Origin of the sequence: Rhizobium sp. CECT 9324 (assembly GCF_918741265.1) — a bacterium.
Lineage (GTDB): Bacteria > Pseudomonadota > Alphaproteobacteria > Rhizobiales > Rhizobiaceae > Allorhizobium.
This window is the reverse complement of record NZ_CAKKMZ010000001.1, coordinates 779,654-804,912: the sequence shown is the minus strand read 5'-3', so window position 1 is coordinate 804,912 and position 25,259 is coordinate 779,654. Positions and strand designations below refer to the sequence as shown.

Genomic DNA, 25,259 nt, shown 5'->3' with positions numbered 1-25,259 from the left:
TTCCTCCCTGAAAAGAACGGCCGGACACTAGGCGAGGTTCGCGCCGCGCGCAATCCGGCTCGCAGCACGTGTGGCTTCATCGCTGGGCTCCAGCTTGGCCGAAAATGTCCTCTCTTCGTCCGTCTGTCTGCTTTTTCTGCTCTCCAGACTGGATAAATTCGGCTATCGTTGAAATCACCGGAGAGCCTGAAATGTCCGCAGAGAAAACCGCACTGATCGTTGTCGATGCCCAGGAGTCCTTTCGCCAGTGTGCATTCTGGACGACTGACGATCTTGCCGCCTATGTCGAGAAACAGCAGGCGCTGATCGACGGCGCCAAGGTTGCCGGCATCCCGGTCGTGCAGATCTTCCATGTCGACAGCGATGCGCCGTTCACGCTCGACAGCGGCTTCGTCACGACGCTTGCCGAACTGGAACTCACCCCGGACGTGACATTCCACAAGAACGTGCATTCGGCCCTGGTCGGCACCGGTCTCGAAGACTGGTTGAAGGCCAACGGGTTCACGCGCCTGATCATGTCCGGCATCCGCACCGAACAGTGCTGCGAAACCACTACTCGCCACGCGGCAGACACAGGCTACGACGTCGATTTCGTCAGCGAAGCGATGCTGACCTTTACCATGACACACGCTTCGGGCGTCAGCTTCTCGCCGGCCGACATCCGTATGCGCACCGAGCTGGTGCTGGCCGGCCGCTTTGCCCGCATCGCCTCCGTCGAAGAGGCACTCGGCACGGCAAGGAAGGCCGCTTGAACACACTGCACGCCCCCACTGTGCCGGAGGTCATCCCGGTCTATATCCTGGTTCCGCCGGAGGCCCTGCTGATCGATGTCGCAGGGCCGCTGGAAGTGCTGCGCTATGCCAATGCCGAGCAGAATGCGGTTCACTTCGATTACCGCTATGTCTCGACATATGTCCGACAGCAGACCTCGATCGGGCTGATGCTGGACGGGCTGGAGCCGCTGCCAGAGAGCCTGCCGGCCGGTGCCATGCTGGTTGTCTCCGGCAGCCTTGCCGTCGGCAAACAGGCGCTTGCCGAGAATGCCGAACTCGTCGGTCTCAGCACATGGCTGCGCCGGGTCGTCACCGCGCAGACACGGCTGGTGACGATCTGCTCCGGTGCGCTGCTGGCCGGTGCCGCCGGCCTGATGGAAGGCCATGCCTGCACCACCCATGCCGAATGCATCGACGAATTGAAGGCGCTCGCGCCGACCGCCAGCGTCTTGGAAAACCGTCTCTATGTGGAAGATCGCAACCGCTTCTCCAGCGCCGGCATTTCGACCGGCATAGACCTGATGCTGCATGTCGTAGCAAAGCTGACATCGGCCCAGGTGGCGCTGGCAGTCGCGCGCAAGATGGTGATCTATCTGCGCCGCAGCGGTTCCGACCCGCAGCTTTCGCCCTGGCTGTCCGGCCGCAACCATATCCATCCGGCGATCCACCGGATGCAGGATGCCGTGATGGCCGATCCGGCGCGCGACTGGAGCCTCGGCGAGCTGTCGCATCTGGCAGCGCTCAGCGAACGACACATGACCCGGCTGTTTCGCGAGCATACCGGCCTGTCGGTCACCGCCTATATCAACACGATCCGGGTGGCGCTGGCGCATGACCTGTTGTCGCAAAGCCGGTTCGACATGGAAAGCGTCGCCGAGCGGGCCGGGTTTTCCTCGACACGGCATTTGCGGCGGGTGTGGTCGGAGCACCACGCTGCACCGCCCAGCCAGTTTCGCCGCGACCGGCGACAGGACAATTGAGGAAGTACGCATGGTTTTGACCCATTCACCAATTTGAATGGTGCATCACGAAGCCGATTGCTACCGTCCGGTGCAACAGTCCATCGAAAGGATCATGCCATGCAGAAGCGCGCCCTCGGCCGCACCGGTCTTTCCATCGCGCCCGTCGTCTTCGGCGGCAATGTCTTCGGCTGGACGGCCGACGAGGCGACCTCGTTCGCGCTGCTCGATGCCTTCTTCGACGCCGGCTACAACACGATCGACACGGCCGATGTCTATTCCGCCTGGGTCGATGGCCATGTCGGCGGCGAAAGCGAAACGATTATCGGCAAATGGCTGAAACGCAGCGGCATGTCCCGCGACAAGGCGATCATCGTCACCAAGGTCGGCTTCGACAACAATGGCCGCGAGACCGGCCTTGGCAAGACCTGGATCGCCGACGCGGTCGAAGCATCGCTGAAGCGCCTGCAGACCGACTATGTCGATCTCTATCTGGCCCACAAGCCGGATGAAAAGACCCCGATCGAGGAAACGCTGGAAGCCTTCGGCACGCTGATCAAGGCCGGCAAGGTGCGCGCCATCGGCTGCTCCAACTATGATGGCAGCCAGTTGCAGGCAGCGCTCGATACCTCTGCGAAAAACAGCCTGCCGCGCTTCGACGTGGTGCAGCCGGAATACAATCTCTACACCCGCGACCGTTTCGAGGGACCACTTGCCGATCTGTGCATTTCTGAAGATATCGGCGTGATCAGCTATTATGCGCTCGCCGCCGGCTTCCTCACTGGCAAATACCGCAAGCCGGAAGACACCGAAGGTGTCGCCCGTTCCTACCGGGTCGGCAACTACCTGAACGACAAGGGCCTGAAGATCCTCGCCGCACTCGACAAGATCGCTGCCGAGACCGGAGCCACGCCGGCAACCATCGCCATTGCCTGGGTCGCCGCCCGTCCCGGCATCACCGCACCGATCGCGTCAGCCACCAGCCTTCGCCAGCTCGACAGCCTGATCGCCGCCGGAAAGCTCCAGCTCTCGGATCAGCAGATGGCGCTGCTCAACGCGGCGGGTGCCTGACCATGACCCTTGTCATTCGCGATGCGACTGCGGCCGACGAGGCCGCATGGCGCAAGCTCTGGGCCGGCTACCTGACCTTCTACAATGTCGATCTTGACCCCGAGATCACCGACCACACCTGGGCCCGTATCCTCGATCCAGCCTCGCGCGTTAGCATGCGTGTCGCCGAGGTCGATGGGGAGCTGGCCGGCTTTGCCATCCACCATTTCCACGACAGCACCTGGGTCAAGACACCGGACTGTTATCTGGAAGACCTGTTCCTCGACGCCCGCTTTCGCGGCCAGGGCATCGGCCGCGCGCTGATCGACGACCTGATCGCGCTTGCCAAAACCAAGGGGTGGTCGCGGCTCTACTGGCATACCAACCACGACAACGCGACGGCCCGGACACTCTATGACAGCTATGCGAAGGAAGATGGGCATGTGCGCTATCGACTGAAACTCGGCTGATCAGCGCGAATAGCGGAAGAAGTCGACGAAAGCCCTTAGCGCCGGGCGCATCTGGCGGCGCGAGGTGTAGTAGATGTAGAAACCGTCGAAGGGTGGCGACCAGTCGGTCAAGACCGGCACAAGCCGCCCTTCGCGGATATCCCGGTCCACCCGCTCATCGAACAGGAAAGCCAGGCCGACACCATCGAGGGCCGCGATGCGGGACAGCCGCTGGTCGGACACGATCAAGGGACCGGAGACGTCGACGGCCAGATCCTTGCCATTCTGTTCCAGTTCCCAGCGATAGATCCGCCCGCTGCTGAAGCGGCGGCGGATGCAGCGATGTCGGATCAGGTCCTGCGGCGTCAGCGGCACGCCGTGTTCGGCGATATAGGCGGGCGATCCGACGATCACGCCGCGCTGCGGCCCGCTCGCCTTGACCGCGATCATGTCGGCTTCCAGATGTTCGCCGAGCCTCAGACCCGCATCGAACCCTTCGGCAACAATGTCCTCGAAGCGGTCATTGGTGACGATGTCGAGTTCGATCCGCGGATAGGCCCTCAGGAACGCCCCCAGTCGCGGCGCGATCAGGTCTTCTGCGGCCAGCATCGGCATGGTGAGGCGCAACGGCCCGGCCGGCTCGCCTCTATCCTCAGCCAGGGCCGCCAGCGCCGTATCGATATCGGCAAGCGCCGGTGCCAGCGTCTCCAGCAGCCGCCTGCCTTCCTCCGTCGGTGCGACGCTGCGGGTGGTGCGGGCGAGCAGGCGCACACCGAGGCTCGCCTCCAGCGAAGCCACCGCATGGCTGACCGCCGAGGGCGCAATGGCAAGCTCTGCGGCCGCCTTGCGGAAGCTGCGGGTCTCGGCGACGGTGGCGAGCACCGCCAGTTGCGAAAGCTGGATCCTGTTCATTGCTCTATCTGATAGAACAAGCTGCGCAAATTTACAGCCATTATCCTATTCAATCCTGGTGGTATTCTGGGACTATCATCAGCGCTTCCGGCGCGCTCTTCCGCGAAAGGCCAAACACCATGAAAACAAGACAGCTCGGCTCCCTCTCCGTTTCCGCCCTCGGCCTCGGCTGTATGGGCATGACGCATGGCTATACCCAGACCGGTGACGAAGCCGGATCGCTGGCGACGCTGGCACGCGCGGTCGAGCTCGGCGTGACGCTGTTCGACACGGCCGAGATCTACGGACCGTTCAACAACGAGATTCTGGTCGGGAAGGGCTTGAGGCCCTATCGCGACCAGATCCAGATCGCCACCAAGTTCGGCTTCAGGATCAATGCCGAGAACCCCAATGATGCCAGCGCCGGCGGCACGGATTCGCGACCCGAACATGTCAAGGCGGTCGCCGAAGCCTCGCTGAAGCGGCTGGGCGTCGAGGTCATCGACCTTTTCTACCAGCACCGCGTCGATCCAAACGTGCCGATCGAAGACACGGTCGGGGCGATGGCCGATCTGGTGCGCGAGGGCAAGGTCAGGGCGCTTGGCCTGTCGGAGGCGAGTGCCGCGACGCTACGCCGGGCGCATGCGACCCATCCGATCGCCGCCATCCAGAGCGAATATTCGCTGTGGACCCGCGATCCGGAGGAAAATGGCGTGCTCGACACCTGCCGCGAACTCGGCATCGGCTTCGTGCCGTTTTCGCCGCTCGGCCGCGGCGTGCTGACCGGCGCGCTGAAGTCGCTCGACGGCATGGCCGCCAACGACTTCCGCCTGTCGCTGCCGCGCTTCAGCCAGGAGAATTTCGACGCCAATCTGGCACTGATCACGGCGCTGGAACAGATGGCCGCCGACAAGGGTGTTAGGCCCGGCCAGCTGGCGCTTGCCTGGGTGCTGGCGCAGGGCGATTTCATCGTGCCGATCCCCGGCACCACCAAGATCGCCAATCTGGAGAAGAATGTCGCGGCCGCCGATATCGTGCTGTCGCCAGAAGACGTCGCAGCACTTGGCGATCTTCTGTCGCCAACCAAGGTGGCGGGTGCCCGTTATCCCGAGCGCATGGCGCAGATGGCGAACAAATAGCGCGAAGCCGTCAGGCGAAGTAGTCAGGCGTATCCGTCAGGCGCTGTCGGCGACGCTTTGTCGGTAGGCTGATGGCGTCGTGCCGGTCATCGTCTTGAACACCCGCGTCATGTGGCTCTGGCTGCTGAAACCGCAGGCGGACGCGATCTGGGCAATCGGATCAGCGTCCGCCAGCAGCGCCTTGGCGCGGGCAAGCCGCCGATGCTGAACCCAGCCATGGGGCGAGACGCCGCAGCTCGCCCGGAACATGCGCTGCAGGTGGAATTCGCTGAGGCCGGCAATCGCAGCGAGGTCAGCCAAGCTGATGTGCTGGTCGAGATGCGCCTCGATATAGTCGGTGATCCGCCGGCGAACGGCGGGTGAGAGGCCGCTCTTGATGGCGAGCGGGCGCGCACCGCCATAGCGTGGATCGACAAACAGGCTGGCGAAGGCCGCCGACATCGCCTCGTCGGCAAGCAGCCTGTCGCCCGCCTGCGTGGCGTCCGCCACCCGGCTCAGCGCCTGGGCCAGCGCCGGGGCATGGTCGAAGGTCGCCTCGGGCATCACCATCAGCCGGCAGTCGCGGTCGAAAGTCTCGGTAAAGGCCCGTCGCAGCTCTTCGTCCGGCACATAGAGATGGACGAACTCGAAGGCATCGGTGATTTCCCATTCCGACGAGGCGCCCTGCGGCATGATACAGAGCGCGCCCGGCCAGCCATTCAGCGCGGCGCCGTCGAGCCGGCGGGTGCCGGCGCCTCCTTGCAGATAGAGACTGAATGTGTGGCCATCCGGCCGCTCATAACTCATCCGGTCATCCGCATTGCGCCAGATCGCCGCCGCACAGCCGGAACCAAGCGCAAGTGTACTCACCGCCTGCGCACGCGGCGAGGCGGAGAGGAAGCTGAAGATGGACTGGTGCTCGAGCAGCATGAACGACCCTGGAAACAGGCTTTCACCTTAGCGCAATCTCCAGCCCGCGCCATCCGCCAACTCCGGGACATGGCAGCGCGGCCGCACTTCACCGCAAGATTCTGCAAGAACCCACGCAGGGCCAGCGCTATCTGATGCGCCATCACAGTGAGGGCCGCATGACCAATATCATCCTGTTCATTTCAACCGTCATCATCTGGGGCACGACCTGGATCGCCATTGCAATGCAGGTCGGGCCTGTGCCGGTGCTGGTGTCGGTGTTCTACCGCTTCGCCACCGCCGCGCTGATTTTCATCGTGGTGCTGGCCGTGATGGGCAGGCTCAAGGTTCCCACCCTGAAACATCAACCCTTCATCCTGGCCCAGGCGCTCTGCCTGTTCAGCTGCAACTTCATCTGCTTCTACAATGCCGCAAGCTATGTGCCGTCGGGGCTGATCTCGGTGATCTTCTCGCTGGCGACGATCTATAACGCCATCAATGCCCGTCTGTTCTTCGGCGATCAAATCACCGGCCGCACGCTGGTTGCGGCGGCATTGGGCGCTTCCGGTCTCCTGCTGCTGTTCGGGCCGGATATCCTCGTGCATTTCGATGTCGACACCTGGAAGGGCGTCGGCCTGTCGGCGCTCGGCACGCTGTTCTTCTCGCTCGGCAACATGGTCTCCCGCCGCAACAGCGCCGCCGGCATCCAGCCCGCCACCGCCAATGCCTGGGGGATGACTTACGGCGCGATCGTGCTTTTGCTCCTGATTGCCGTAACCGGCACGCCAGTGATTGCACCGCCCGATAGCCGCTACCTGCTCGCCATGCTCTATCTCGCGGCAATCGGCTCGGTGGTCGGTTTCACCACCTATCTGATGCTAGTCGCACGCATCGGCTCATCCAGGGCCGCCTATACCACCGTGCTCTTCCCGGTCGTCGCGCTGTCGCTGTCGACGCTCTACGAGGGTTATCACTGGACCCTGCTCGGGGTTCTCGGCCTCGCGCTGACGCTTGCCGGCAATGTGGTGATCTTTGCCAGGCCTGCAGCGCGGCCGACGGTCCCGGTTGCAAACCCGGCCGCGGCCGGCGCCCCTTTGCGCTGAACGCAGGCGACAGAGCGCCCTTACAACTTCGGGGTCAGCATTTCGAAGCGGTCTCGGATCGTCGAGCAGGTATCGCCGCCAAGCCTTGCGATGGCATCGATGCCGGCCGGATCGACATGCAGGCGATCATCGACGAGGCCGTCCTGATAGTGGGCAAACAGGATTTCGCCCAGGATGATCTGCCGCGACTTGCCGAGTTCGAGACTGACATGGCGACGGCATTCGAAGGCAGCCGGCGCTTCCTTGATCCACGGTGAGGCGACGTTTGTGCCGGGCATGGCGGTCAGCCCCGCCTGTTCCAGTTCATTGACGCCGCGCGGATGTTTCGCAGCACAGGCATGCATGGCCTCGGCAATGGCGAACGAGACGATGTTGACGGTAAACACTTCCGTCATGCGGATGTTCTCGCCGGTATGCTTGAACGACATGTCGGGATTGTTTTCGACGCCAAGCGCAAGGATCGGCGGGTCGGCCGACAGGCAATTGAAGAAGCTGAACGGAGCCGCGTTGATGCGGCCTTCCGTGTCCACCGTCGTCACCAGCGCGATCGGCCGCGGGATGATCGTGCCGATCATAAGCTTGTACTTGTCGCGCGCCGACAGCGTGGTGAAATCGAAACCTGCAGACATGCACTTCCCCGTTCCCAGCGTCCGCGATCCATCGGACAGTCGCCCCAAATGAACAAGGGCGGCAAAGCCGCCCCTGGATGAACCGTGGGATCAGGCGCGCAGACTGCCGCCCGTGGTTTTTTCGACATTGCCGACGATCTTCTTCGTCAGCGCATCGAAATCCTCATCCGTCAGGGTCTTGTCGGATGGCTGGATCAGCACTTCGATGGCCACCGACTTCTTGCCCTCGCCAACGGACGCGCCTTCGAAGACATCGAAGACATTGACGCCGGTGATCAGCTTGCGGTCGGCGCTGGTGGCGGCCTTGATGATCGCACCCGCCTCGACCGATTTCTCGACGACAAAGGCGAAGTCGCGCTTGACCATCTGGAAGGGCGAAAGCTCCAGCGCCGGCTTTGTGCGGGTCGCCTTCTTCTTCGGTTCCGGCAAGGCATCGACAAAGACCTCGAAGCCGCAGAGCGCGCCCGATACATCGAGCGCTTCCAGCGTCTTCGGATGGAATTCACCGAAATAGCCGAGGATCACCTTGGGGCCAGCCTTGATCGTGCCGGAACGGCCGGGATGGTACCATTCCGGTCCGCCCTGCTCGATCTGGACATTGCCCATCGGCAGGCCGCAGGCTTCCAGAACCGCCAGCGCATCGGCCTTGGCGTCATAGACGTCGACCGGCTTGCCGCCGCCCTTGGTGGCATTCGACCAGGACCGGCCGGCGCCGGCGAGCGAGGCCGTGCCGCGGCGGATACCGCCGGCGACGCGACGCTGGCCGTCCGGCGTATCTGCCTCATAGGTGCCGGACACTTCAAAGATCGCCACATCGCCAAAACCGCGGTCGGCATTGCGCTGGGCCGCCGTCAGTAGGCCGGGCAGCAGCGAAGGCCGCATGTCCGACATGTCGGCCGCGATCGGGTTGACCAGCTTCAGCGACGGCTTGCCGCCACCGAACAGCTTGGCATGTTCCGCCGAAATGAACGACCAGGTGACCGCTTCCATCATGCCGCGTGCGGCCAGCGCGCGCTTGGCGGTGCGGGTGCGGATCTGCAGCGTCGTCAGGATCTTGCCATTGACCGCACCCATCGACGGCAGCGGTTCCGGCTTGATGTTGTCGACACCGAACATGCGCATGACTTCTTCGACCAGATCGGCCTTGCCGTCGACATCCGGACGCCAGGACGGGACCGAAACCGAGACGCGTTCACCGGAGCCGGAGACCTCGAAACCGAGGCCGGTCAGGATGGCGCGGGCTTCGTCATTGGATACGTTCAGGCCGGTCAGGCGCTTGACCTCCGCAAACGGGAACTCGACAACCTTCTTTTGATGGCCCTTGTAGCCGGCTACCTTTGCCGCCGCCGCCGTGCCGCCGCACATGTCGAGCACCAGTTCGGTGGTGCGCTCGAGACCGGGAACCATGTATTCCGGATCGACGCCGCGCTCGAAACGGTAGCGGGCATCAGTGATGATGCCATGGCCACGGCCGGTCTTGGCGATGTTGATCGGATCCCAGAGCGCCGATTCGATCAGCACATTGGTGGTGTTCTCGTCGCAACCCGAATGTTCGCCACCCATGATGCCGCCGATCGATTCGACGCCATTGTCATCGGCGATCACCACATTGGCCGGATTGAGCTTGTAGGTGCGTGTGTCAAGCGCCAGCACTTCCTCGCCAACCTGGGCGCGACGTACGGTCAGCACACCCTTGACCTTGTCGGCGTCGAAGACATGCATCGGACGACCCTGGTCGAAGGTCATGTAGTTGGTGACATCGACCAGCGCGGAGATCGGGCGAAGGCCGATGGCGAGCAGACGGGCCTGCATCCATTTCGGGCTCGGGCCGTTCTTGACGCCGCGCACCAGCCGATAGGCAAAGCCCGGGCAGAGGCGTTCGTCGTCAAGCACGATCTTGACCTCGTGCGGCGTGTCGCCCTCGACGGCGAAACTCGGCGCCTTCGGCTGCTTCAGCGTGCCGAGGCCGGAGGCAGCCAGATCACGGGCAATGCCGAAGATCGATGTGCAGTCCGGACGGTTCGGCGTCAGATTGATCTCGATGACCGGATCATCCAGCCCGGCATAGGAGGCGAAGGACGTGCCAACCGGCGCATCCTCGGGCAGGTCGATGATGCCGTCGTGATTGTCGGACATGTTGAGCTCCTTTTCGGAGCACATCATGCCATGGCTTTCGACGCCGCGGATCGTGCCGACGGCGAGCGTCACGTCGATGCCCGGCACATAGGTGCCCGGACGGGCAAGCGCACCGACCATGCCGGCGCGCGCATTCGGCGCACCACAGACGATCTGCACCGGCTTGCCGTCACCGGCATCGACCGTCAACACCTTCAGCCGGTCGGCTTCCGGGTGCTTTTCCGCCGTCAGGATCCTGGCGATGATGAAAGGCTTGTAGGCCGCCTTGTCATCGACATGCTCGACTTCGAGCCCGATCGCCGTCAAGCGTTCGCAGATCTGGTCGAGGCTCGCGTCGGTATCGAGATGATCTTTCAGCCAGGAGAGTGTGAATTTCATTGTCTCGTTTCCACCTGAATCTTGTCCGAAACGTCCGGCGATCGCGCGCCTGGCGCCTTTTCGCCGAGAAGCAGGCTGATGACCGAGATATCGAGTTCGATGTCGGGCCAGTGCATGCTTTTCGGCATGAAGTCTATGTTGTTGCGTTCCACCGGCATCGCGTCCTGAAGCTGCGGATACCACCAGACCGGAACACTGACGATACGACCGTCCGTCAGTTCCACATGCAGCAGGTCGTCGCCGCAAAGCGCATCGACCGGCCGCATGTTATCAAGATGCTCAATCACGTCTCATTCGCCTTCAATTCTCACCGGACGGGGAGGCTTTCGCCCCGCCTGTCCGTCCCACCCCCAGCCGGGGGCGGTCATCAATTCTTGCCGCTCAGTTGCTCAGCCTGCTCAGTTGCTCAGGCCGCCAAACAGCGTCGGCACGTCGAGCGGACGGAAGCCGTAGTGGCTCATCCAGCGGACGTCGGCGTTGAAGAAGTCGCGCAGGTCCGGCATGCCGTATTTCAGCATGGCGATGCGGTCGAGGCCCATGCCCCAGGCAAAGCCCTGGTATTCGTCCGGATCGAGACCGCCTGATCGCAGCACGTTCGGATGCACCATGCCGCAACCGAGGATTTCCATCCAGTCGGTGCCTTCGCCGAACTTGACGATCGGCCCGCTTGAGCGGTCGCACTGGATATCGACCTCGAAGGACGGTTCGGTGAACGGGAAGAAGGACGGGCGGAAGCGCATCACGACATTGTCGACCTCGAAGAAGGTCTTGCAGAACTCTTCGAGGATCCAGCGCATGTTGGCGACATTGGCCGTCTTGTCGATCACCAGGCCCTCGACCTGGTGGAACATCGGCGAATGGGTGGCGTCCGAGTCCTGGCGATAGGTCTTGCCCGGAATGACGATGCGGATCGGCGGCTTCTGCGCCTCCATGGTGCGGATCTGCACCGGCGAGGTATGGGTGCGCAGCACCTTGCGCTCGCCGTTCTCGTCGGGCTGGAGGAAGAAGGTGTCGTGCATTTCGCGGGCCGGATGACCTTCGGGGAAATTCAGCGCGGTGAAGTTGTAGTAGTCGGTCTCGATATCCGGACCTTCGGCGATCGAGAAACCCATGTCGGCGAAGATCGCGGTGATCTCGTCGACGATCTGGCTGATCGGGTGGATCCGGCCGCGTTCGGCAGGCGAGGAGCGCACCGGCAGCGACACGTCCAGCGTCTCGGCCTTCAGGCGCGCATTGATCGCGGCATCCTTGAGATCGGCTTTGCGGGCGGTCAGTTGTTCGGTGACTTCATTCTTCAGCGCGTTGATCGCCGCGCCCCGGGTCTGGCGCTCTTCCGGCGTCATGGCACCGAGCGTCTTCAGCAGTTCGGAAACCGAACCCTTCTTGCCCATGGCCGCCACGCGCACCGCCTCGATCGCCGGTTCATCCGCGGCGGCGGCGATATCGGCGAGAAGCTGGGTCTTCAAACTGTCGAGATCGGACATTTTCCGTTTCCTGCCCTTCATGTCGCGCCGTGATACCGTCACGGCCTAACGGTCAAAGAAAAACCCGCGCCAGCAGTCCCAGCGCGGGTTTCCCAATACTTGAAATTCAGTCGGGAAGCGCTGGCTTACTTGACCGCGCTTTCAAACTCGTTGGTCGTGCCGGCTTCCTTGAGGTAGGCGAGCGACTTCTTCGAAACGTCAACGAGCTTCGCGAAGGCTGCCGGCTCATGGATGGCCATGTCGGACAGGACCTTGCGGTCGACTTCGATGCCAGCCTTGTTCAGGCCGTCGATGAAGCGGCCATACGTCAAGCCGAATTCGCGCACAGCCGCGTTGATACGCTGGATCCACAGAGCGCGGAAGTTGCGCTTGTTGACCTTGCGGTCGCGGTAGGCGAATGCCTTCGAACGATCCACGGCAGCCTTGGCGGCGCGGATGGTGTTCTTGCGGCGGCCGTAGAAGCCCTTGGCTGCCTTGAATACTTTGTTGTGCTTGGCGCGGGAAGTTACGCCACGTTTTACGCGTGCCATGTCATGATCTCCTTATTGATCCAAAAGTGCCGGGTCTCAGAGACCGTTTGGCAGGTAGTTCTTGATGACCTTCTTGCCATCTGGTTCAGCCAGAACCATCGTGCCGCGTGCGTCACGAATGAACTTGTTGGACCGCTTGATCATGCCGTGGCGCTTGCCAGCAGCTGCTGCACGGACCTTGCCGGTTGCCGTGATCTTGAACCGCTTTTTGGCGGAGGACTTCGTCTTCATCTTGGGCATTTTGCTACTCCATTGTTCTTGTATCGAAACAGGCAGACGAATGCCCGTTTTCAAGCATAAAGAACGGCCACGGCATGCCCTGCCGGACCGTTCGGACGGGGGCTTATAACCGCAGGACCAAAAAAGCGCAACGGGGGCGGGCAGGAATCTTCAAAAGCCGTGTCATCCGCCGTTGTGTGGGACGCCCAGCGACACCTTCAGACCCCCCATCGATGACCGGCTGAAGCGCATGGATCCGCCATAAGCCTCCAGCACATCCTGCGAAATCGCCAGGCCGAGGCCGGAGCCGGGATCCTTGTCGTCGAGATGCACGCCACGCCCGGCAATGCCCGACAGCGCTTCCTCGACAACACCCTCGCCGTCATCCTCGACATCGATCAGCAGATGTTCGTCCTCGATGCGACCGGTCACCTGGATGACGGTTGCGGCAAACCGCGTGGCATTGTCCAGCACATTGCCGAGCGCCTCGGCCAGGTCCGCGGGGTCCATGTCGACGGTCAGGGCCTCATCGACTTCAATGCGCCAGTCGATCCCGCGATGCTCCGTCACCGGTTTCAGCACCGACACCAGCTTGCCGACCAGCGCCGCCAGTTCGGTGACCGCCATCTGCTCGACGCCGAGCCGTGCCGACTGCAATTGCCGGTCGGCGCGCTGGCGGATCAGGTCGATCTGCTGGCGGGCGAGATCACGCTGGGCTCCGGCCAAATTGTCGGCCAGTTGCAAAAGCACGGTGAGCGGTGTCTTCAGGCCATGGGCCAGGTCGCTCGCCCTTGCGCGCGCCCGCTCGATCGCCGTTTCACGCTCGCGCAGCAGATGATTGAGTTCGCCGACAAGAGGACGAAGCTCCCGCGGCCCGCCTTCCTTCACCGCCCGGCTCAAGCCGGAGCGCACCAGCGCGACATCGGACTGAAGGCTGGCGAGCGGCGCCAGGCCAATGCCGATCTGCAGGAAGGCCGCCGCGACCAGCACCGCCGCCGTCAGCGCCAGCATGAAGGCGATGGCGCTGTGATAATCGAGCAGGGCATCGTCCATCACCGAGCGATCGAAGGCTGCCAGCAGGGTGAAATTGCGCGAGCCGTCCGGCTCCTCCACCAGAATGCGGCGGCTATGGACCAAAAGTTCGGCACCGTCCGGCCCTTCGGTGGCGCTGAAGCCATAATCACCGGGAACAAGCGCTGCGACCGGTATTTCCAGGTCCCAGAGCGAGCGCGAGCGGAAGACCTCGCCGCGCTCCGAGACGATCTGCCAATACAGCCCGCTGCCCGGCAGGTCGAAACGCGGATCAGCCGGCTTTCGCACCAGTACGGCCTTGGCGTTTTTCAACTCAAGGCCCGCGGCCAACTGGTCGATCACCGCGGCCATGTCGGTGCGATACCGTTCGGCGACATAGTCGGAAAAAATGCGGCTGAGGCCGAAGCCGACCAGCAACAGGATGAGGACCACGGCCACCATGGCTCCGATGACGAGACGAAGCCGCAGCGACTGCATCATGGCTTGTCATCCAGCAGCACATAACCAAAACCACGGCGTGTCTCGATCGCATCGGCATCGGTCTTGCGGCGAATGCGGGCGATCATCGCCTCGACGGCATTCTTGGCCTGGTCATCGTCGCGGCCCTGTACATGGCGGGCGATCTGCAAAGGATCGAAGACGCGGCCCGGCTCGGCGATCATCAGGGCCAGAAGGCGAAATTCCAGCGGCGTCAATTCCAGCGCCTGTCCGTCATAGGTCACCCGCCGGGCCAGGTCGTCGAGTACGAACCGGCCGGCCGTCACCACCGATTTCGGCCGGCCGCCGGCGCGACGCAACAGGGCGCGCAGCCGCGCGATCAGTTCCTCGCTGCGAAACGGCTTGGGCAGATAGTCGTCGGCACCGGCATCGAAGCCGTCAACCCGCTCCATCCATGAACCGCGCGCCGTCAGCACCAGGATCGGGGTGTCGAGACCAGCCGCGCGCCAGCGCTTGAGAATGGACAGGCCATCCATGCCCGGCAGGCCGAGATCGAGAATGATGGCGTTGTAGTCTCCCGTCTCGCCTTCGGCCCACACCTCGGGTCCGCTGGTCAGGTGCTCGACGATGAAACCTTCGGCCTCCAGCTTGGTGCGCGTGTGTTCGGCAATGCCCAGATCATCTTCGGCGAGCAGGAGACGCATGCATCACCACCCAAATGCCGAGAGCTTGCGGCCCGTCTCGGCATTCAGCCTCAGGCTGCGCACGCTGCCCTTGGCACTCTCGACCTTGAGGGCATAATAAGGCGTGCGGGCCTCGAGGTTGAGATCGACCGATATCACCCGTCCCGCCTTCATCTCGTCGACCTTGTCGAGGATCTGGCGCAGCGACAGGATGCGCCCCTGGCGGACCGCATCGCGGGCCCGGACATGATCGGCATCACGATTGCGGCCCTTCGAGCCGCTGCCGGAATTGTCGTCATCGTCGTCGCTGTCGTCATCCCTGTCATCGCTGTTGCCATGTCCTGAATTGTCCGAATCGTCGCCGGAGTCATTGTCGGAATCGTCGCTGCCGCCTGACCCGCGTCCACTGCTGTCACTGCCGCTATCGCTGTCGCTGTCGTCATCAGCCCAAGCGGGGTCGGTCCGTGCCAGCACGGCCAAACCCGTGGGCAGGGTCAGCAGGAGGTGAAGGAATGCGCGACGATCCATGGGCTTTCTGGAGATTTCCTTGCTCTTTTGGCGCTGGCTTGAATGCAGGATTGAGCCGGATGCAGGACAAGCCTGGATCCAGGACCGCGACTGCTTGAGCCTAGCGCGTGTCGGCCGGTGTTGCCACCAGCAAAAACGGGTTCCCCGCCCGGGGGCGCCGGGCGGGGCGAAACGGCGAAAGGGGTTGCCCGGGCGGATGGGCTTCGCGCGTTTCGATGCCGGTCAACTGGCGGGGATGACCGTCACCTTGGTGAGCGTGCCCTTGGGCGCGCGAAGCTTGATCTCGGTTTGGCCGTGTTCCAGCTCGACCTCGTAGCGCAGGCGGTTGCCATTCTGGTCGACGGCCATCATCGTGCCATTGCGAAGGCCATTGAGCTGGGCGTCACTGACGACGAGGCGCACATCATCGCGGCCCCGACCACGGCCCCGGTCGGCGCTGTCGTCATCGTCCCTGTCGTCATTGTCGTCGCTGCTGTGATGACGGCCATGATCGTCGTCACGATCATCATCGCGACTGTCGTCATCGCCACCACGGCGACCGCTGCGGTCATCATCACGATCGTCATCGCTGTCGCGGTCGCTGCCGCCACGGCTGGAACTGCTGTCGTCGGACCCATCCCGGCCGCTATCATCGGAGCCATCATCATCGCCACCGCGGGCTTCGGCGACCGAGACGATCATCGAGGCATAGGGCGAAGGAAGCACGGCGCCGAGTACGGGCAGGATCGTCAAGGCGACGATGGCGGTGCTGGATACCAGCAGGGCTCTACGCAAAAGACAGGTCATTGTTATTCTCCGTGTTGCACATCCATCGTTTGGATGACTGCAGTGTGCATCACGGCGCCTGACAGGATGCCCGCACGGCTTGTCAGCAAGCTGTCAGAAAAGGGGCGACTTCTGGCCGGCCGGGCCGGCTGCCGAAACAGCGGCCATGAAAAAAGCCGCCCGGTGGGCGGCTGATTTCGGCGTTTTGTGTTCAGGCAATCACTTCGGGGCCAGAACCATCATCATCTGGCGGCCTTCGAGCTTCGGCTCGGCTTCGACCTTGGCAATCGCCACGGTGTCTTCCTTGACCTGAAGCAGAAGCTTCATGCCGAGTTCCTGGTGGGCCATTTCACGGCCGCGGAACTTCAGGGTCACCTTGACCTTGTCGCCCTCTTCAAAGAATCGGTTCATGGCCTTCATCTTCACCTCATAGTCATGGGTGTCGATGTTGGGGCGCATCTTGATTTCCTTGACCTCAACGATCTTCTGCTTCTTGCGCGCTTCAGCTGCCTTCTTCTGGTTGGCATATTTCAGCTTGCCGAGATCGAGGATCTTGCAGACCGGAGGCTCCGCATTCGGGGAAATCTCGACCAGATCCAGTCCGGCCTCTTCCGCCATTCGAAGCGCTTGATCCGTCGCCACGACGCCGAGGTTCTGGCCCTCGTCATCAATCAACTGGACTTTAGGAACGCGAATTTCTCGATTGGAGCGCGGCCCATCCTTTACGGGGGCATCGGTTTTGAACGGTCTGCGGATGGTCGTATTCTCCTTGAATTATTTCCGTGCACTGCAAAGTCTAGACAAAGTCTGGCGACGCGATGCGCGCCGAAGGCCTATGTGGCGAATACAGCGGCAGTGTCAATACCATGGTCCGGACAGAAAATCACCTGTTGTCCGTCACTTCCTGAATGTGTTTTACAGCAAATCAGCAAAAAGGAGCCGCTCCATGTCCGAAATCTCCAACACACTCGTCGAAAAAGCCATCTCGGTTGGTCCCACAGGCGACGAACGCGAGATCGCGACCATCCTTCGGCCCGCCACAAGCCCTGTCGAAAAGCCAGCATTGGTCTGGCTCGGCGGCTATCGGTCCGACATGGCCGGCACCAAGGCAATTGAGATGGACATGTTCGCCGCCGAACACGGACTTCAGGCAATCCGCTTCGACTATTCCGGGCACGGCCTGTCGGGCGGCGAATTTCGCCAGGGTACGATCTCGCGCTGGACGGAAGAGGCGCTGGCGGTGATTTCGGCGTCTGCCGCCAAACGGGTGATCCTGGTTGGCTCATCGATGGGCGGCTGGATTGCGCTCAGGGTCATCCAGGAAGCCCGCCGTCTCGGCCTGCCCTTCGAGGTTGCCGGCTTGGTGCTGATCGCGCCGGCGCCCGATTTCACCGTCGACCTGATCGAGCCGCATCTGTCGGAGGCGGAAAAACAATCGCTGGCCGAGCGCGGCTATTTCGAGGAACCGTCCGAATACAGCCCCGAGCCGAATATCTTCACCCGCGCCCTGATCGAGGACGGTCGGTCAAACCGCGTCCTGACCGGGATGATCGAGACCGGCTGCCCGGTGCATATCCTGCAGGGCATGAAGGATCCGGACGTGCCGTACAAGCATGCGCTGAAGCTGATGGAATTCCTGCCGGCAGACGATGTCGTCCTGACCCTCGTGCGCGATGGCGACCACCGCCTGTCGCGGCCAGAGGATATTGCGCGGATGAAGGCAGCAATTGCCGCCATGATCTGACGATTGATCTCGATAATTTTCCGGAACCTTCGGCCCCCATCCTGGTTAGATGTGTCGCATTTTAACCATACTCACGGAATTGCGTCGGCTTGCCCGCCGGCGCGATTGACTCACACCCCCTGAAAATCTTAACTTTTCGTTAACGATACAGGGGACAGTTTCATGATGAACGGTTCGCGCGCCATCAAGGCGCTGCTCATCGCGGTGGCGGTTATGGCACCGGCTGATTTCGGCTATGGCGCGCCGAAGCCCCTCAATTCCATGATCACCGGCAGCGTCACCTCGCAGCCGATCGGTCACTACGAATTCTGCAAGGCCAATCCCGCGGAATGCGCCGTGCGCAGCCGTCCGGCCTCCGTGCCCAAGGTCACCGATCATGGCTGGAGCGTCATCAGCGAGATCAATGCCACGGTCAATCATTCGATCACACCGATGACCGACCTCGAAATCTACGGCCGCGACGAAGTCTGGGTCTACCCGACCGATGTCGGCGATTGCGAGGATTTCGTCCTGTTGAAGCGCCGCAAGCTGATGTCTGCCGGGTTTTCGGCCGCCGACCTGTTGATCACCGTTGTCCGCAAGCCGGACGGCGAAGGTCATGCCGTTCTGACCGTGCGCACCCAGTCGGGCGATTTCATCCTCGACAACCTCAATGACCAGGTGAAGCTGTGGAGCGAAACGCGCTACACCTACCTGAAGCGCCAGGCGAGCTACGACACCGGCCGCTGGGTCACGATCGAAAATGGCAGTGCAGACGTCCTGGTTGGCGCGCTGCGCTAAGCAGTGGCCCTAGCGGCTTTGCAACCGCTCCGTTTCGGCACCCGGCTTTGATCTGACCAGCGCCAGCATGGCGACGGTCGAGATGGTCGCAACAAGCACAAGACAGCCGAGCGCTGCGGCCGGGCCCAGTCTTTCATTCAGCCATATGATCGAAAACGGCGCTGCAGCCGACAATACCATGCGGATGCCGGAAAGAGCGCCGGTGCGACGGCCGTAGCCGTCGGGACCGAAATAGTGCAGCGGCAGCATGCCGCGCACGATCGAGGTCAGTCCCTGTCCGATCCCGTAGACAACGGCAAAGGCAAAAATGGCGATCGGCCAGGGCTCGACCACGGTGAGACACAAAAGCACCATGGCAAGCGTGATTGCAACGGCGGCGATGATCGCCGTCAGTGGTGGCGAAAAAAGGCTGCGGCGGACATATTCGACCAGCCGGGCCCCGACCTGCGACGGGCCGATGAAACTTGCGGCAAAGGTGGCCGTGCCGGCGGCAAAGCCGAGATCGCCGAGCAGGACCAGCAGGGCAGCACCGATCGCCGACATGACAAAACCGCCACCGGCAAAGCTGATCGCCATCAAGACCATCGGCCGCCGGTCCGTGGCCGCCGACCGATCCGCCGGCCGTTGGCCCATATCCGGACTGACGGTCTTCGTCTCGTGAGTATTTTCCGGAAGCCGCTTCGGCCCGACCATCCTTATACCGCCCTGAACACCCTTCGGCATCGCGAGATGGATCGGCAAGGCGATCAAAAGGTTCATCGCGGCCAGCACGAGATAGACATCGCGCCAGCTCATCCATGTCAGGAGCCATTGCAACAGCGGCCAGAAGATCGTCGAGGCAAAACCGGCAATCAACGTCACCAGGGTGATTTCGGCGCGCGCCTGCCGGCCATATCGCTGGGCCAAGGCGGCAAAGCCTGCGTCATACTGCACGGCGATCGCGACGAATTCGGCAGCCAGCGCGATCGCGGCAAACTGCCAGGCGTTCTGCATCTGGGCGAGCAGCACCAGCGACAGCGCGGCCAGCAGCGAACCGAGGCTCATCACCAGCCGCGCGCCGAAGCGGTCGATCTGGCGACCGACGATCGGGGCCGATACGGCACCGGCCAGCAGACCCAGCGAAAAAATGGCAAAGACAAAACTTTCGTCCCAGCCGAATTCGCCGGCAATCTCCGGCGCCAGAACGGAAAATGAGTAGTAGAGCGTCCCGTAACCGATGGTCATGGAGACGCCCAGACCGATGGTCGCGGGAGACAGTTTCATGCGAACCCGGTTAGTTCAGTTGGATGGCAGCCAGATGACAACCTGGCGGCCCCGACGTCAACCTCCACATCAACCTTGGGCCTTATCCATGCCCGATCAGCACACCGGCTGCCAGCACCAGTGAACCACCGAGCACGACCTGCATGGCGGCCCGCCAGAACGGTGTTTCCATATAGCGGTTCTGGATGAAGGCAATCGCCCAGAGCTCGAAGAACACCACCACTGCCGCCGTGACCGTCGCCGTCCAGAAATGCGGAATGAGATAGGGCAGCGCATGACCAAGGCCGCCCAGCGTCGTCATGATGCCTGACGCGAGGCCGCGCTTGATCGGCGAGCCACGGCCAGACAGCTTGCCGTCATCGTGCGCGGCTTCGGTGAAGCCCATCGAGATGCCGGCGCCGACCGAGGCGGACAGGCCGACCAGGAAAGTCTGCCAGGTGTCGCCGGTGGCAAAGGCTGCGGCAAAGATCGGCGCCAAGGTCGAGACCGAGCCGTCCATCAGCCCGGCCAGGCCCGGCTGGACATAGGTCAGGATGAACTGACGGCGCACCGTATCGTCCTCGTCGACCTTTGCATCGCCGGAGACATGTTTTTCCTCCAGCATGGCGGCAGTCTCTTCATGACCTTGTTCCGCCAGCGCCAGATCGCCGAGCAGCTTGCGGATCCCGGCATCCGATGTGCGCTGCATGGCGGTATGGTAGAAACGGGCTGCCCCCTCCTCCATGCGTTCCGCTTCGGCACGGATCTGCGCCAGCGTCTGGCTCTTGCGCAGCCAATCCGGCTTTCGATCGTAGAAACCACGGACATGTTCCCGGCGGATCAGCGGAATGCGTTCGCCAAAGCGCTCGCGATGCATGGCGATCAGCATGTTGCGATGACTGTGCTCGACCTCGGCCATATCCTCGAAGACCTTGGCCGATTGCGGAAAATCGGCGCGCAACTGGTCGGCATAGGCCAGATAGATCCGCGCATCGTCTTCTTCGGACGAAATCGCCAGGCCGAGGATCTCCTGCTCGCTCAGGCTGTCGAAGGGCCGCTTGGCCGATGCGAAGGCAGAGAATTTCATCACCGCTATCCTTTTTAGAATTATTCTAAATAATTAGCGCGGCGCCCCTGCGAGGTCAAGTCGCAGGGGCGCCGGTTTGACCAAAGCCCCAAGATCGGTGAAACAGAGGCGGCAAGACGCCGGGCAGACGGCGCTTACGGAGCGCCGCATGGACTGTTGACTGCAGGCGCGGACAAGGAGATCAGGCATGACGGAATTGAGCGGCCGCGCCGCAAATCGGGCCGATATCATTGCGCGGGCGGAAGCCGAGATGACGCGTATGGGTGTCGACCAGGCGTTCATCGACCGGCTTGTCGACACGTTCTACGGCCGCATCCAGCAACATCCCAATCTCGGGCCCGTTTTTGAGGCCCGCCTGTCCGGACGTTGGCCGGAGCACATGGTCAAGATGAAGTCCTTCTGGTCCTCGATCGCCTTCAAGACCGGCGCCTATGGCGGCAAGCCGGTCCAGGCACATCACGGCGTCGAAGGCATGGCGGAAGAGTTGTTCGGTCAGTGGCTGCACCTGTTTGCCCTGACGCTGCGCGATATCGGCGCATCGCCTGCGGCAGGCGACTGGTTCATCAACAGTGCGGAACGCATTGCAAGAAGCCTGGTGCTGTCGTTGTTCTACAATCCGGCGCTGGATGATCCGAACCGTCAGCCGCAGCCGCCTGCCAACTGATTGCGCAAAAACGGCAATTTACGCAAGAAGCGGGATATTATGGTCACCTTTCGGACAATATTATTCGGCTTTTGGCTTGCACCCAAAGTCACGCACCTTTAGACCGCAGCCGGGAGCTGGGGGCTATCGAAACATTCAAGGCAAGAGATCAATGAACCGCCGTCAATTCATCACGCAGGCCGGCGTTGCCGGCATGGGCGCAGCCGCGCTCGCCGCTCCGGCCATCGCCCAGGAAAATCCAACGATTACCTGGCGCATGACCTCGTCCTTCCCCAAAAGCCTCGACATCATCTTTGGCGCCGCCACCGATATTGCCGAAAGCGTATCGAAGGCCACCGACGGCAAGTTCCAGATCCAGGTGTTTGCGGCCGGCGAGATCGTCCCGCCGCTGCAGGCGGCCGACGCAGTGACCGCCGGCACGGTCGAGATGGCCCATACCTGCTGCTATTACTATATCGGCAAGGATCCGGCCTTTGCGCTCGGCACCGCCATTCCATTCGGCCTCAATGCACGCATGACCAATGCCTGGTTCACGGCGGGCGGCGGCAATGCCCTGCTCAACGAATTCCTCGCCGGCCACAAGCTCTACGCGCTGCCGGCCGGCAATACCGGCGCCCAGATGGGTGGCTGGTATCGCAAGGAAATCAAGACCATCGACGACCTCAAGGGTCTGAAGATGCGCATCGCCGGCCTCGCCGGCGATGTGATGGCCAAGGTCGGCGTCACGCCGCAGCAGATCGCCGGCTCGGATGTCTATCCGGCGCTCGAAAAGGGCACGATCGATGCCACCGAATTCGTCGGTCCCTATGACGACCTGAAGCTCGGCTTCTACAAGGTCGCGCCTTATTACTACTATCCCGCATGGTGGGAAGGCGGCCCGACCGTGCATGCCTTCTTCAACCTCGACAAGTTCAAGGAACTGCCGGAAAGCTACCAGAGCATCCTCACCGATGCCTGCGCTGCCGCCAACGCCCGCATGCTCGCCCGCTACGACGCATCGAATGCCAAAGCGCTTCGCGAACTCGTTGCCAATGGCACCCAGCTGCGCGCCTTCTCCTCGGAAATCCTCGATGTCTGCCACGCAGCAGCCAAGGAGACCTATGCCGAGATCAGCGCCAAGAACGAGAACTTCAAGAAGCTGTTCGACAGCCAGCAGGCGTTCAAGCTGGATGCCTATCTCTGGGCTCAGATCGCCGACTACAGCTTCGACACCTATCAGATGATCCAGCAGCGCCAGGGCAATCTCTAGGCCCCGACTGCCGTATTGACGCTTGCGACGGCCCGCCCAAAGCGGGCCGTCTGCGTTTAGCGGACGCCGTCGAGGAAATCCGCGATCCGGCCGGCGACTTCATCATGCACTGCCCGCCGATCGACGCCCGCTGCATCGCGGAACAGGTCCGGCGACAATTGCGTTCCGACTTTCGAGCCTTCCGGCAGGAAGGTGTAATGGCCTATTCCGTCCGTGATGATCTCCAGTGCGCTGCCGGGAATGCGACCGAGCAGCCAGTCGCAGCACTCGGCCGGCGGCGCCACGTCATCGGCATCGCCGCCGATGACAAAGACCGGGCGATACATGGCTGCAAGGCTCTCCACATCAAAGCCGAGCACAGAGCGCCCCGGCGCGATGGCAATCGCGCTTCGAAACCGCGGATCGGAAAAATCAGCGCGCCGGCGCGCCCAGGATGTGCGGAAAACCGGATTGGCCTGCAGCTTGGGTAATTGATCGGCGAGATCGGGAAACTCGCGGGGACCTCGGACCGGGCTCTTGACCGGATTGTCCGGTTCGAACTGCGAATAGGCGACACGGGCGCCGACGAGTTGCAGCGCGGTATAACCGCCGGCGGAGAAGCCCGTGACATGGGCGCGGTCGTCGATCGTCCCACCCAGTGCCCGGCGCCAGGCTGGATCGTCCAGCAGCGCGATCAGATCGGCTGCGCGTTCCCACAGGCACAGGAACCCCTCGGCCCGGTAGCGCTCGCTGCCGGTATGACCATGATGATCGACAGCAAGGGCGACATATCCGCGCTCCGCCAGCCGATGCGCCAGCCAAGCCATGGCGGACGCACTCGCACCACTGCCATGCGACAGCAGTACCAGCGGAAGCGATCTTTCGCTCACAGCGATCGGCGCGTCCCGCGCCACAGGCTCCTGCCTGAACCACGACGCTGCGGTCGGAACCTCGGCTTTCGCGCCCTTTGCGGCGGGATACCAGACCGTCCAGGACAGCGGCCTGATGCCGGACGCATCCCAGTTCTGCCGGGTCGCATCGAAGCTCTGGCCTTCCCTGTAGCCGACCGTCATGCCTCACCTTCGCGGAGGAAGTCATTCGAGTAGAAGAGGCTGCGACGCTGCGTTGCGGTCATCCTGTCGTCAGCCCTCCAGGCCCTTCAGCACATTGGCGACATTGAGCCCGATTTCCGGCACGCCATAGCCGCCCTCCATCAGGGTCAGGACGGGTATGCCGGTCTTGGCGATCATCTCGCCCATGCGGATATAGTCCGGTGTCTTCAGCTTGAAGAAGCTGATCGGGTCTTGCTCGAATGTGTCGACACCCAAGGAGACGACAATGACCTCGGCGCCATAGGCGGTGATGCGTTTCAGCGCGTCGGCCAGTGCCGCCGACCAAGCGTCGAATGGCGTGCCCGATGGCAGTGGATAATTGGCGTTCAGCCCCTCGCCCGGACCTTCGCCGGTCTCGTCGGCGTAACCGAGGAAATAAGGAAAGGCATCGGCCGGTTCGCCATGCAATGAGGCAAAAAAGATATCGTCGCGGCGATAGGTGATGTCCTGCGTGCCATTGCCATGGTGGAAATCGACATCGAGGATGGCGACCTTGCGGGCACCGAGATCGAGCAGCCGCTGGGCGGCGACCGCAGCGTTGTTGATGAAGCAGTAACCGCCGAACAGATCGAAGCCCGCATGATGTCCGGGCGGGCGGCAGAGCGAGAAGGCAAAGCGGTTGCCGGCGTTCAGCCAGTCGGCTCCTGACAGCGCGACATCCATCGAGGCAATCGCCGCCTCATAGGTGCCACCGGAAATCGCGGTCTCGGCGGAATTGGCATAGTAGCCGAGCGCACCGTCGATATGGTTGGGCACCCGGGCGATCTGGCTGCGCCGACAGGGAAACGAGGTCGCGATCGCCTCGCCCTGAAAGCCGGCCGCCTGCCACCGCGCCCAGCAGGTAGCGAGAAAATCGAGATAGCCGGCGTCATGCACTTTCAGCGCCGTGTCCAGCCCGTGTTCGGCAGGCGCCTCGACATCGGTGAAACCTGCCTCCTTGACGGCTGCAAGAATCCATTCGGCCCTGAACGGCCCCTCGAACGGCTTGACCAGCAGGCCACCATGCAACTCTGTCCTTGCATCGCGAAGTCTGTGTTTTTCCGAGTAAAAGACGCGCATTCCCGTTCCCCACCTGGCGGACCATCGTCCGCTCTTTCATTATTCTCAACCTAGCGTCAGCCCCTTCGGATCGGCAAGGGACGTGCGGATATTTCCGATCGTCGGACCAGAAATTGTCGCAAGGCGCAGCACGAGCCGACGGTCGCCCAAATTGCCGGCATGCGGCACAAGGCCAGCCCGGAGACTGGATCGTGATCAAGGACGTGCTCGATCGCGATCTTGGGCGTCCCGGACACCGATCCGGCGTGAAACATCCTTCTTCTCCAACG

The 25,259-nt window shown here is 62.5% G+C and carries 27 protein-coding genes; 10 read left to right on the top strand and 17 right to left on the bottom strand.

The window, feature by feature from the left end:
- Positions 1 to 191: 191 nt before the first annotated feature.
- The 4 genes from LQ231_RS03790 (at position 192) to LQ231_RS03775 (ending at position 3,252) form a co-directional block, all read left to right on the top strand.
- Positions 192 to 752, top strand: a complete 561-nt coding sequence (locus LQ231_RS03790) for an isochorismatase family protein (RefSeq protein WP_230170343.1) — start codon at positions 192 to 194, stop codon at positions 750 to 752.
- On the top strand, positions 749 to 1,753 hold the full coding sequence (locus LQ231_RS03785) for a helix-turn-helix domain-containing protein (RefSeq protein WP_230170342.1): 1,005 nt from the start codon (positions 749 to 751) through the stop codon (positions 1,751 to 1,753). Before LQ231_RS03790 ends, LQ231_RS03785 begins: the two co-directional genes overlap by 4 nt.
- 99 nt (positions 1,754 to 1,852) lie before the next feature.
- Positions 1,853 to 2,803, top strand: a complete 951-nt coding sequence (locus LQ231_RS03780) for an aldo/keto reductase (RefSeq protein WP_230170341.1) — start codon at positions 1,853 to 1,855, stop codon at positions 2,801 to 2,803.
- A gap of 2 nt (positions 2,804 to 2,805) precedes the next feature.
- Positions 2,806 to 3,252: a GNAT family N-acetyltransferase gene (locus LQ231_RS03775; protein ID WP_230170340.1), complete on the top strand. Its 447-nt coding sequence runs from the start codon at positions 2,806 to 2,808 to the stop codon at positions 3,250 to 3,252.
- Here LQ231_RS03775 and LQ231_RS03770 read toward each other — a convergent pair whose 3' ends face one another.
- A complete protein-coding gene (locus LQ231_RS03770) occupies positions 3,253 to 4,143 on the bottom strand; it encodes a LysR family transcriptional regulator (RefSeq protein WP_230170339.1) in 891 nt (296 codons plus the stop codon).
- A 119-nt stretch (positions 4,144 to 4,262) separates the two neighbouring features.
- On the opposite strand from LQ231_RS03770, the gene LQ231_RS03765 reads away from it, so the two are divergent.
- Positions 4,263 to 5,261: an aldo/keto reductase gene (locus LQ231_RS03765; RefSeq protein WP_230170338.1), complete on the top strand. Its 999-nt coding sequence runs from the start codon at positions 4,263 to 4,265 to the stop codon at positions 5,259 to 5,261.
- A 36-nt stretch (positions 5,262 to 5,297) separates the two neighbouring features.
- On the opposite strand, the gene LQ231_RS03760 is transcribed toward LQ231_RS03765, so the two are convergent.
- A complete protein-coding gene (locus LQ231_RS03760) occupies positions 5,298 to 6,047 on the bottom strand; it encodes an AraC family transcriptional regulator (RefSeq protein WP_230173238.1) in 750 nt (249 codons plus the stop codon).
- 281 nt (positions 6,048 to 6,328) lie between these two features.
- Here LQ231_RS03760 and LQ231_RS03755 point away from each other — a divergent pair, with 281 nt between their 5' ends.
- Positions 6,329 to 7,252: a DMT family transporter gene (locus LQ231_RS03755; protein ID WP_230170337.1), complete on the top strand. Its 924-nt coding sequence runs from the start codon at positions 6,329 to 6,331 to the stop codon at positions 7,250 to 7,252.
- Between the two features lie 20 nt (positions 7,253 to 7,272).
- Here the strand turns inward: LQ231_RS03755 and LQ231_RS03750 are convergent, their stop codons facing one another.
- The 11 genes from LQ231_RS03750 to infC all read right to left on the bottom strand — a co-directional run bounded on the left by LQ231_RS03750 (position 7,273) and on the right by infC (position 16,830).
- Positions 7,273 to 7,881: a flavin reductase family protein gene (locus LQ231_RS03750; protein WP_230170336.1), complete on the bottom strand. Its 609-nt coding sequence runs from the start codon at positions 7,879 to 7,881 to the stop codon at positions 7,273 to 7,275.
- A 90-nt stretch (positions 7,882 to 7,971) separates the two neighbouring features.
- The gene (gene pheT / locus LQ231_RS03745; protein WP_230170335.1) at positions 7,972 to 10,395 is read right to left on the bottom strand and encodes a phenylalanine--tRNA ligase subunit beta; all 2,424 of its coding nucleotides are present in this window, start codon (positions 10,393 to 10,395) and stop codon (positions 7,972 to 7,974) included.
- Entirely contained in the window at positions 10,392 to 10,682 is a 291-nt protein-coding gene (locus LQ231_RS03740; protein ID WP_230170334.1) for a DUF2442 domain-containing protein, read from the bottom strand. Before LQ231_RS03740 ends, pheT begins: the two co-directional genes overlap by 4 nt.
- 111 nt (positions 10,683 to 10,793) lie before the next feature.
- Complete coding sequence (gene pheS / locus LQ231_RS03735; RefSeq protein ID WP_230170333.1) at positions 10,794 to 11,879, bottom strand: phenylalanine--tRNA ligase subunit alpha; 1,086 nt, start codon at positions 11,877 to 11,879, stop codon at positions 10,794 to 10,796.
- 125 nt (positions 11,880 to 12,004) lie between these two features.
- Complete coding sequence (gene rplT, locus LQ231_RS03730) at positions 12,005 to 12,409, bottom strand: 50S ribosomal protein L20 (protein ID WP_113139608.1); 405 nt, start codon at positions 12,407 to 12,409, stop codon at positions 12,005 to 12,007.
- Positions 12,410 to 12,445: 36 nt separating this feature from the next.
- A complete protein-coding gene (rpmI, locus tag LQ231_RS03725; protein WP_025425550.1) occupies positions 12,446 to 12,649 on the bottom strand; it encodes a 50S ribosomal protein L35 in 204 nt (67 codons plus the stop codon).
- A gap of 162 nt (positions 12,650 to 12,811) precedes the next feature.
- Complete coding sequence (locus tag LQ231_RS03720) at positions 12,812 to 14,140, bottom strand: HAMP domain-containing sensor histidine kinase (protein ID WP_230170332.1); 1,329 nt, start codon at positions 14,138 to 14,140, stop codon at positions 12,812 to 12,814.
- The gene (locus LQ231_RS03715; RefSeq protein ID WP_113139610.1) at positions 14,137 to 14,802 is read right to left on the bottom strand and encodes a response regulator transcription factor; all 666 of its coding nucleotides are present in this window, start codon (positions 14,800 to 14,802) and stop codon (positions 14,137 to 14,139) included. The genes LQ231_RS03720 and LQ231_RS03715 overlap by 4 nt, the downstream gene beginning before the upstream one ends.
- A gap of 3 nt (positions 14,803 to 14,805) precedes the next feature.
- A complete protein-coding gene (locus LQ231_RS03710; protein WP_230170331.1) occupies positions 14,806 to 15,309 on the bottom strand; it encodes a hypothetical protein in 504 nt (167 codons plus the stop codon).
- A 222-nt stretch (positions 15,310 to 15,531) separates the two neighbouring features.
- Positions 15,532 to 16,095 carry a hypothetical protein gene (locus LQ231_RS03705; protein ID WP_230170330.1) on the bottom strand — a complete coding sequence of 188 codons (564 nt, stop codon included), beginning with the start codon at positions 16,093 to 16,095 and terminating at the stop codon, positions 15,532 to 15,534.
- A gap of 198 nt (positions 16,096 to 16,293) precedes the next feature.
- The gene (gene infC, locus LQ231_RS03700; protein ID WP_081593159.1) at positions 16,294 to 16,830 is read right to left on the bottom strand and encodes a translation initiation factor IF-3; all 537 of its coding nucleotides are present in this window, start codon (positions 16,828 to 16,830) and stop codon (positions 16,294 to 16,296) included.
- 190 nt (positions 16,831 to 17,020) lie between these two features.
- Here infC and LQ231_RS03695 point away from each other — a divergent pair, with 190 nt between their 5' ends.
- Together LQ231_RS03695 and LQ231_RS03690 are read left to right on the top strand one after the other, a co-directional pair.
- Entirely contained in the window at positions 17,021 to 17,818 is a 798-nt protein-coding gene (locus LQ231_RS03695) for an alpha/beta hydrolase (RefSeq protein WP_230170329.1), read from the top strand.
- A 162-nt stretch (positions 17,819 to 17,980) separates the two neighbouring features.
- Positions 17,981 to 18,598: a transglutaminase-like cysteine peptidase gene (locus LQ231_RS03690; RefSeq protein WP_230170328.1), complete on the top strand. Its 618-nt coding sequence runs from the start codon at positions 17,981 to 17,983 to the stop codon at positions 18,596 to 18,598.
- 9 nt (positions 18,599 to 18,607) lie between these two features.
- Here LQ231_RS03690 and LQ231_RS03685 read toward each other — a convergent pair whose 3' ends face one another.
- On the bottom strand, positions 18,608 to 19,861 hold the full coding sequence (locus tag LQ231_RS03685; RefSeq protein ID WP_230170327.1) for an MFS transporter: 1,254 nt from the start codon (positions 19,859 to 19,861) through the stop codon (positions 18,608 to 18,610).
- A gap of 82 nt (positions 19,862 to 19,943) precedes the next feature.
- Positions 19,944 to 20,927 carry an iron exporter MbfA gene (mbfA, locus tag LQ231_RS03680; protein WP_230170326.1) on the bottom strand — a complete coding sequence of 328 codons (984 nt, stop codon included), beginning with the start codon at positions 20,925 to 20,927 and terminating at the stop codon, positions 19,944 to 19,946.
- Between the two features lie 187 nt (positions 20,928 to 21,114).
- On the opposite strand from mbfA, the gene LQ231_RS03675 reads away from it, so the two are divergent.
- Both LQ231_RS03675 and LQ231_RS03670 read left to right on the top strand, forming a co-directional pair.
- Positions 21,115 to 21,591: a truncated hemoglobin gene (locus tag LQ231_RS03675; RefSeq protein WP_230170325.1), complete on the top strand. Its 477-nt coding sequence runs from the start codon at positions 21,115 to 21,117 to the stop codon at positions 21,589 to 21,591.
- Between the two features lie 151 nt (positions 21,592 to 21,742).
- Positions 21,743 to 22,840, top strand: a complete 1,098-nt coding sequence (locus tag LQ231_RS03670) for a TRAP transporter substrate-binding protein (protein ID WP_230170324.1) — start codon at positions 21,743 to 21,745, stop codon at positions 22,838 to 22,840.
- 56 nt (positions 22,841 to 22,896) lie between these two features.
- Here LQ231_RS03670 and LQ231_RS03665 read toward each other — a convergent pair whose 3' ends face one another.
- Positions 22,897 to 23,892 (bottom strand): alpha/beta hydrolase, encoded by a 996-nt coding sequence (locus LQ231_RS03665; protein ID WP_230170323.1) that lies wholly within the window; start codon positions 23,890 to 23,892, stop codon positions 22,897 to 22,899.
- 69 nt (positions 23,893 to 23,961) lie between these two features.
- Complete coding sequence (locus LQ231_RS03660) at positions 23,962 to 24,990, bottom strand: histone deacetylase family protein (RefSeq protein WP_230170322.1); 1,029 nt, start codon at positions 24,988 to 24,990, stop codon at positions 23,962 to 23,964.
- Positions 24,991 to 25,259 lie beyond the last annotated feature (269 nt).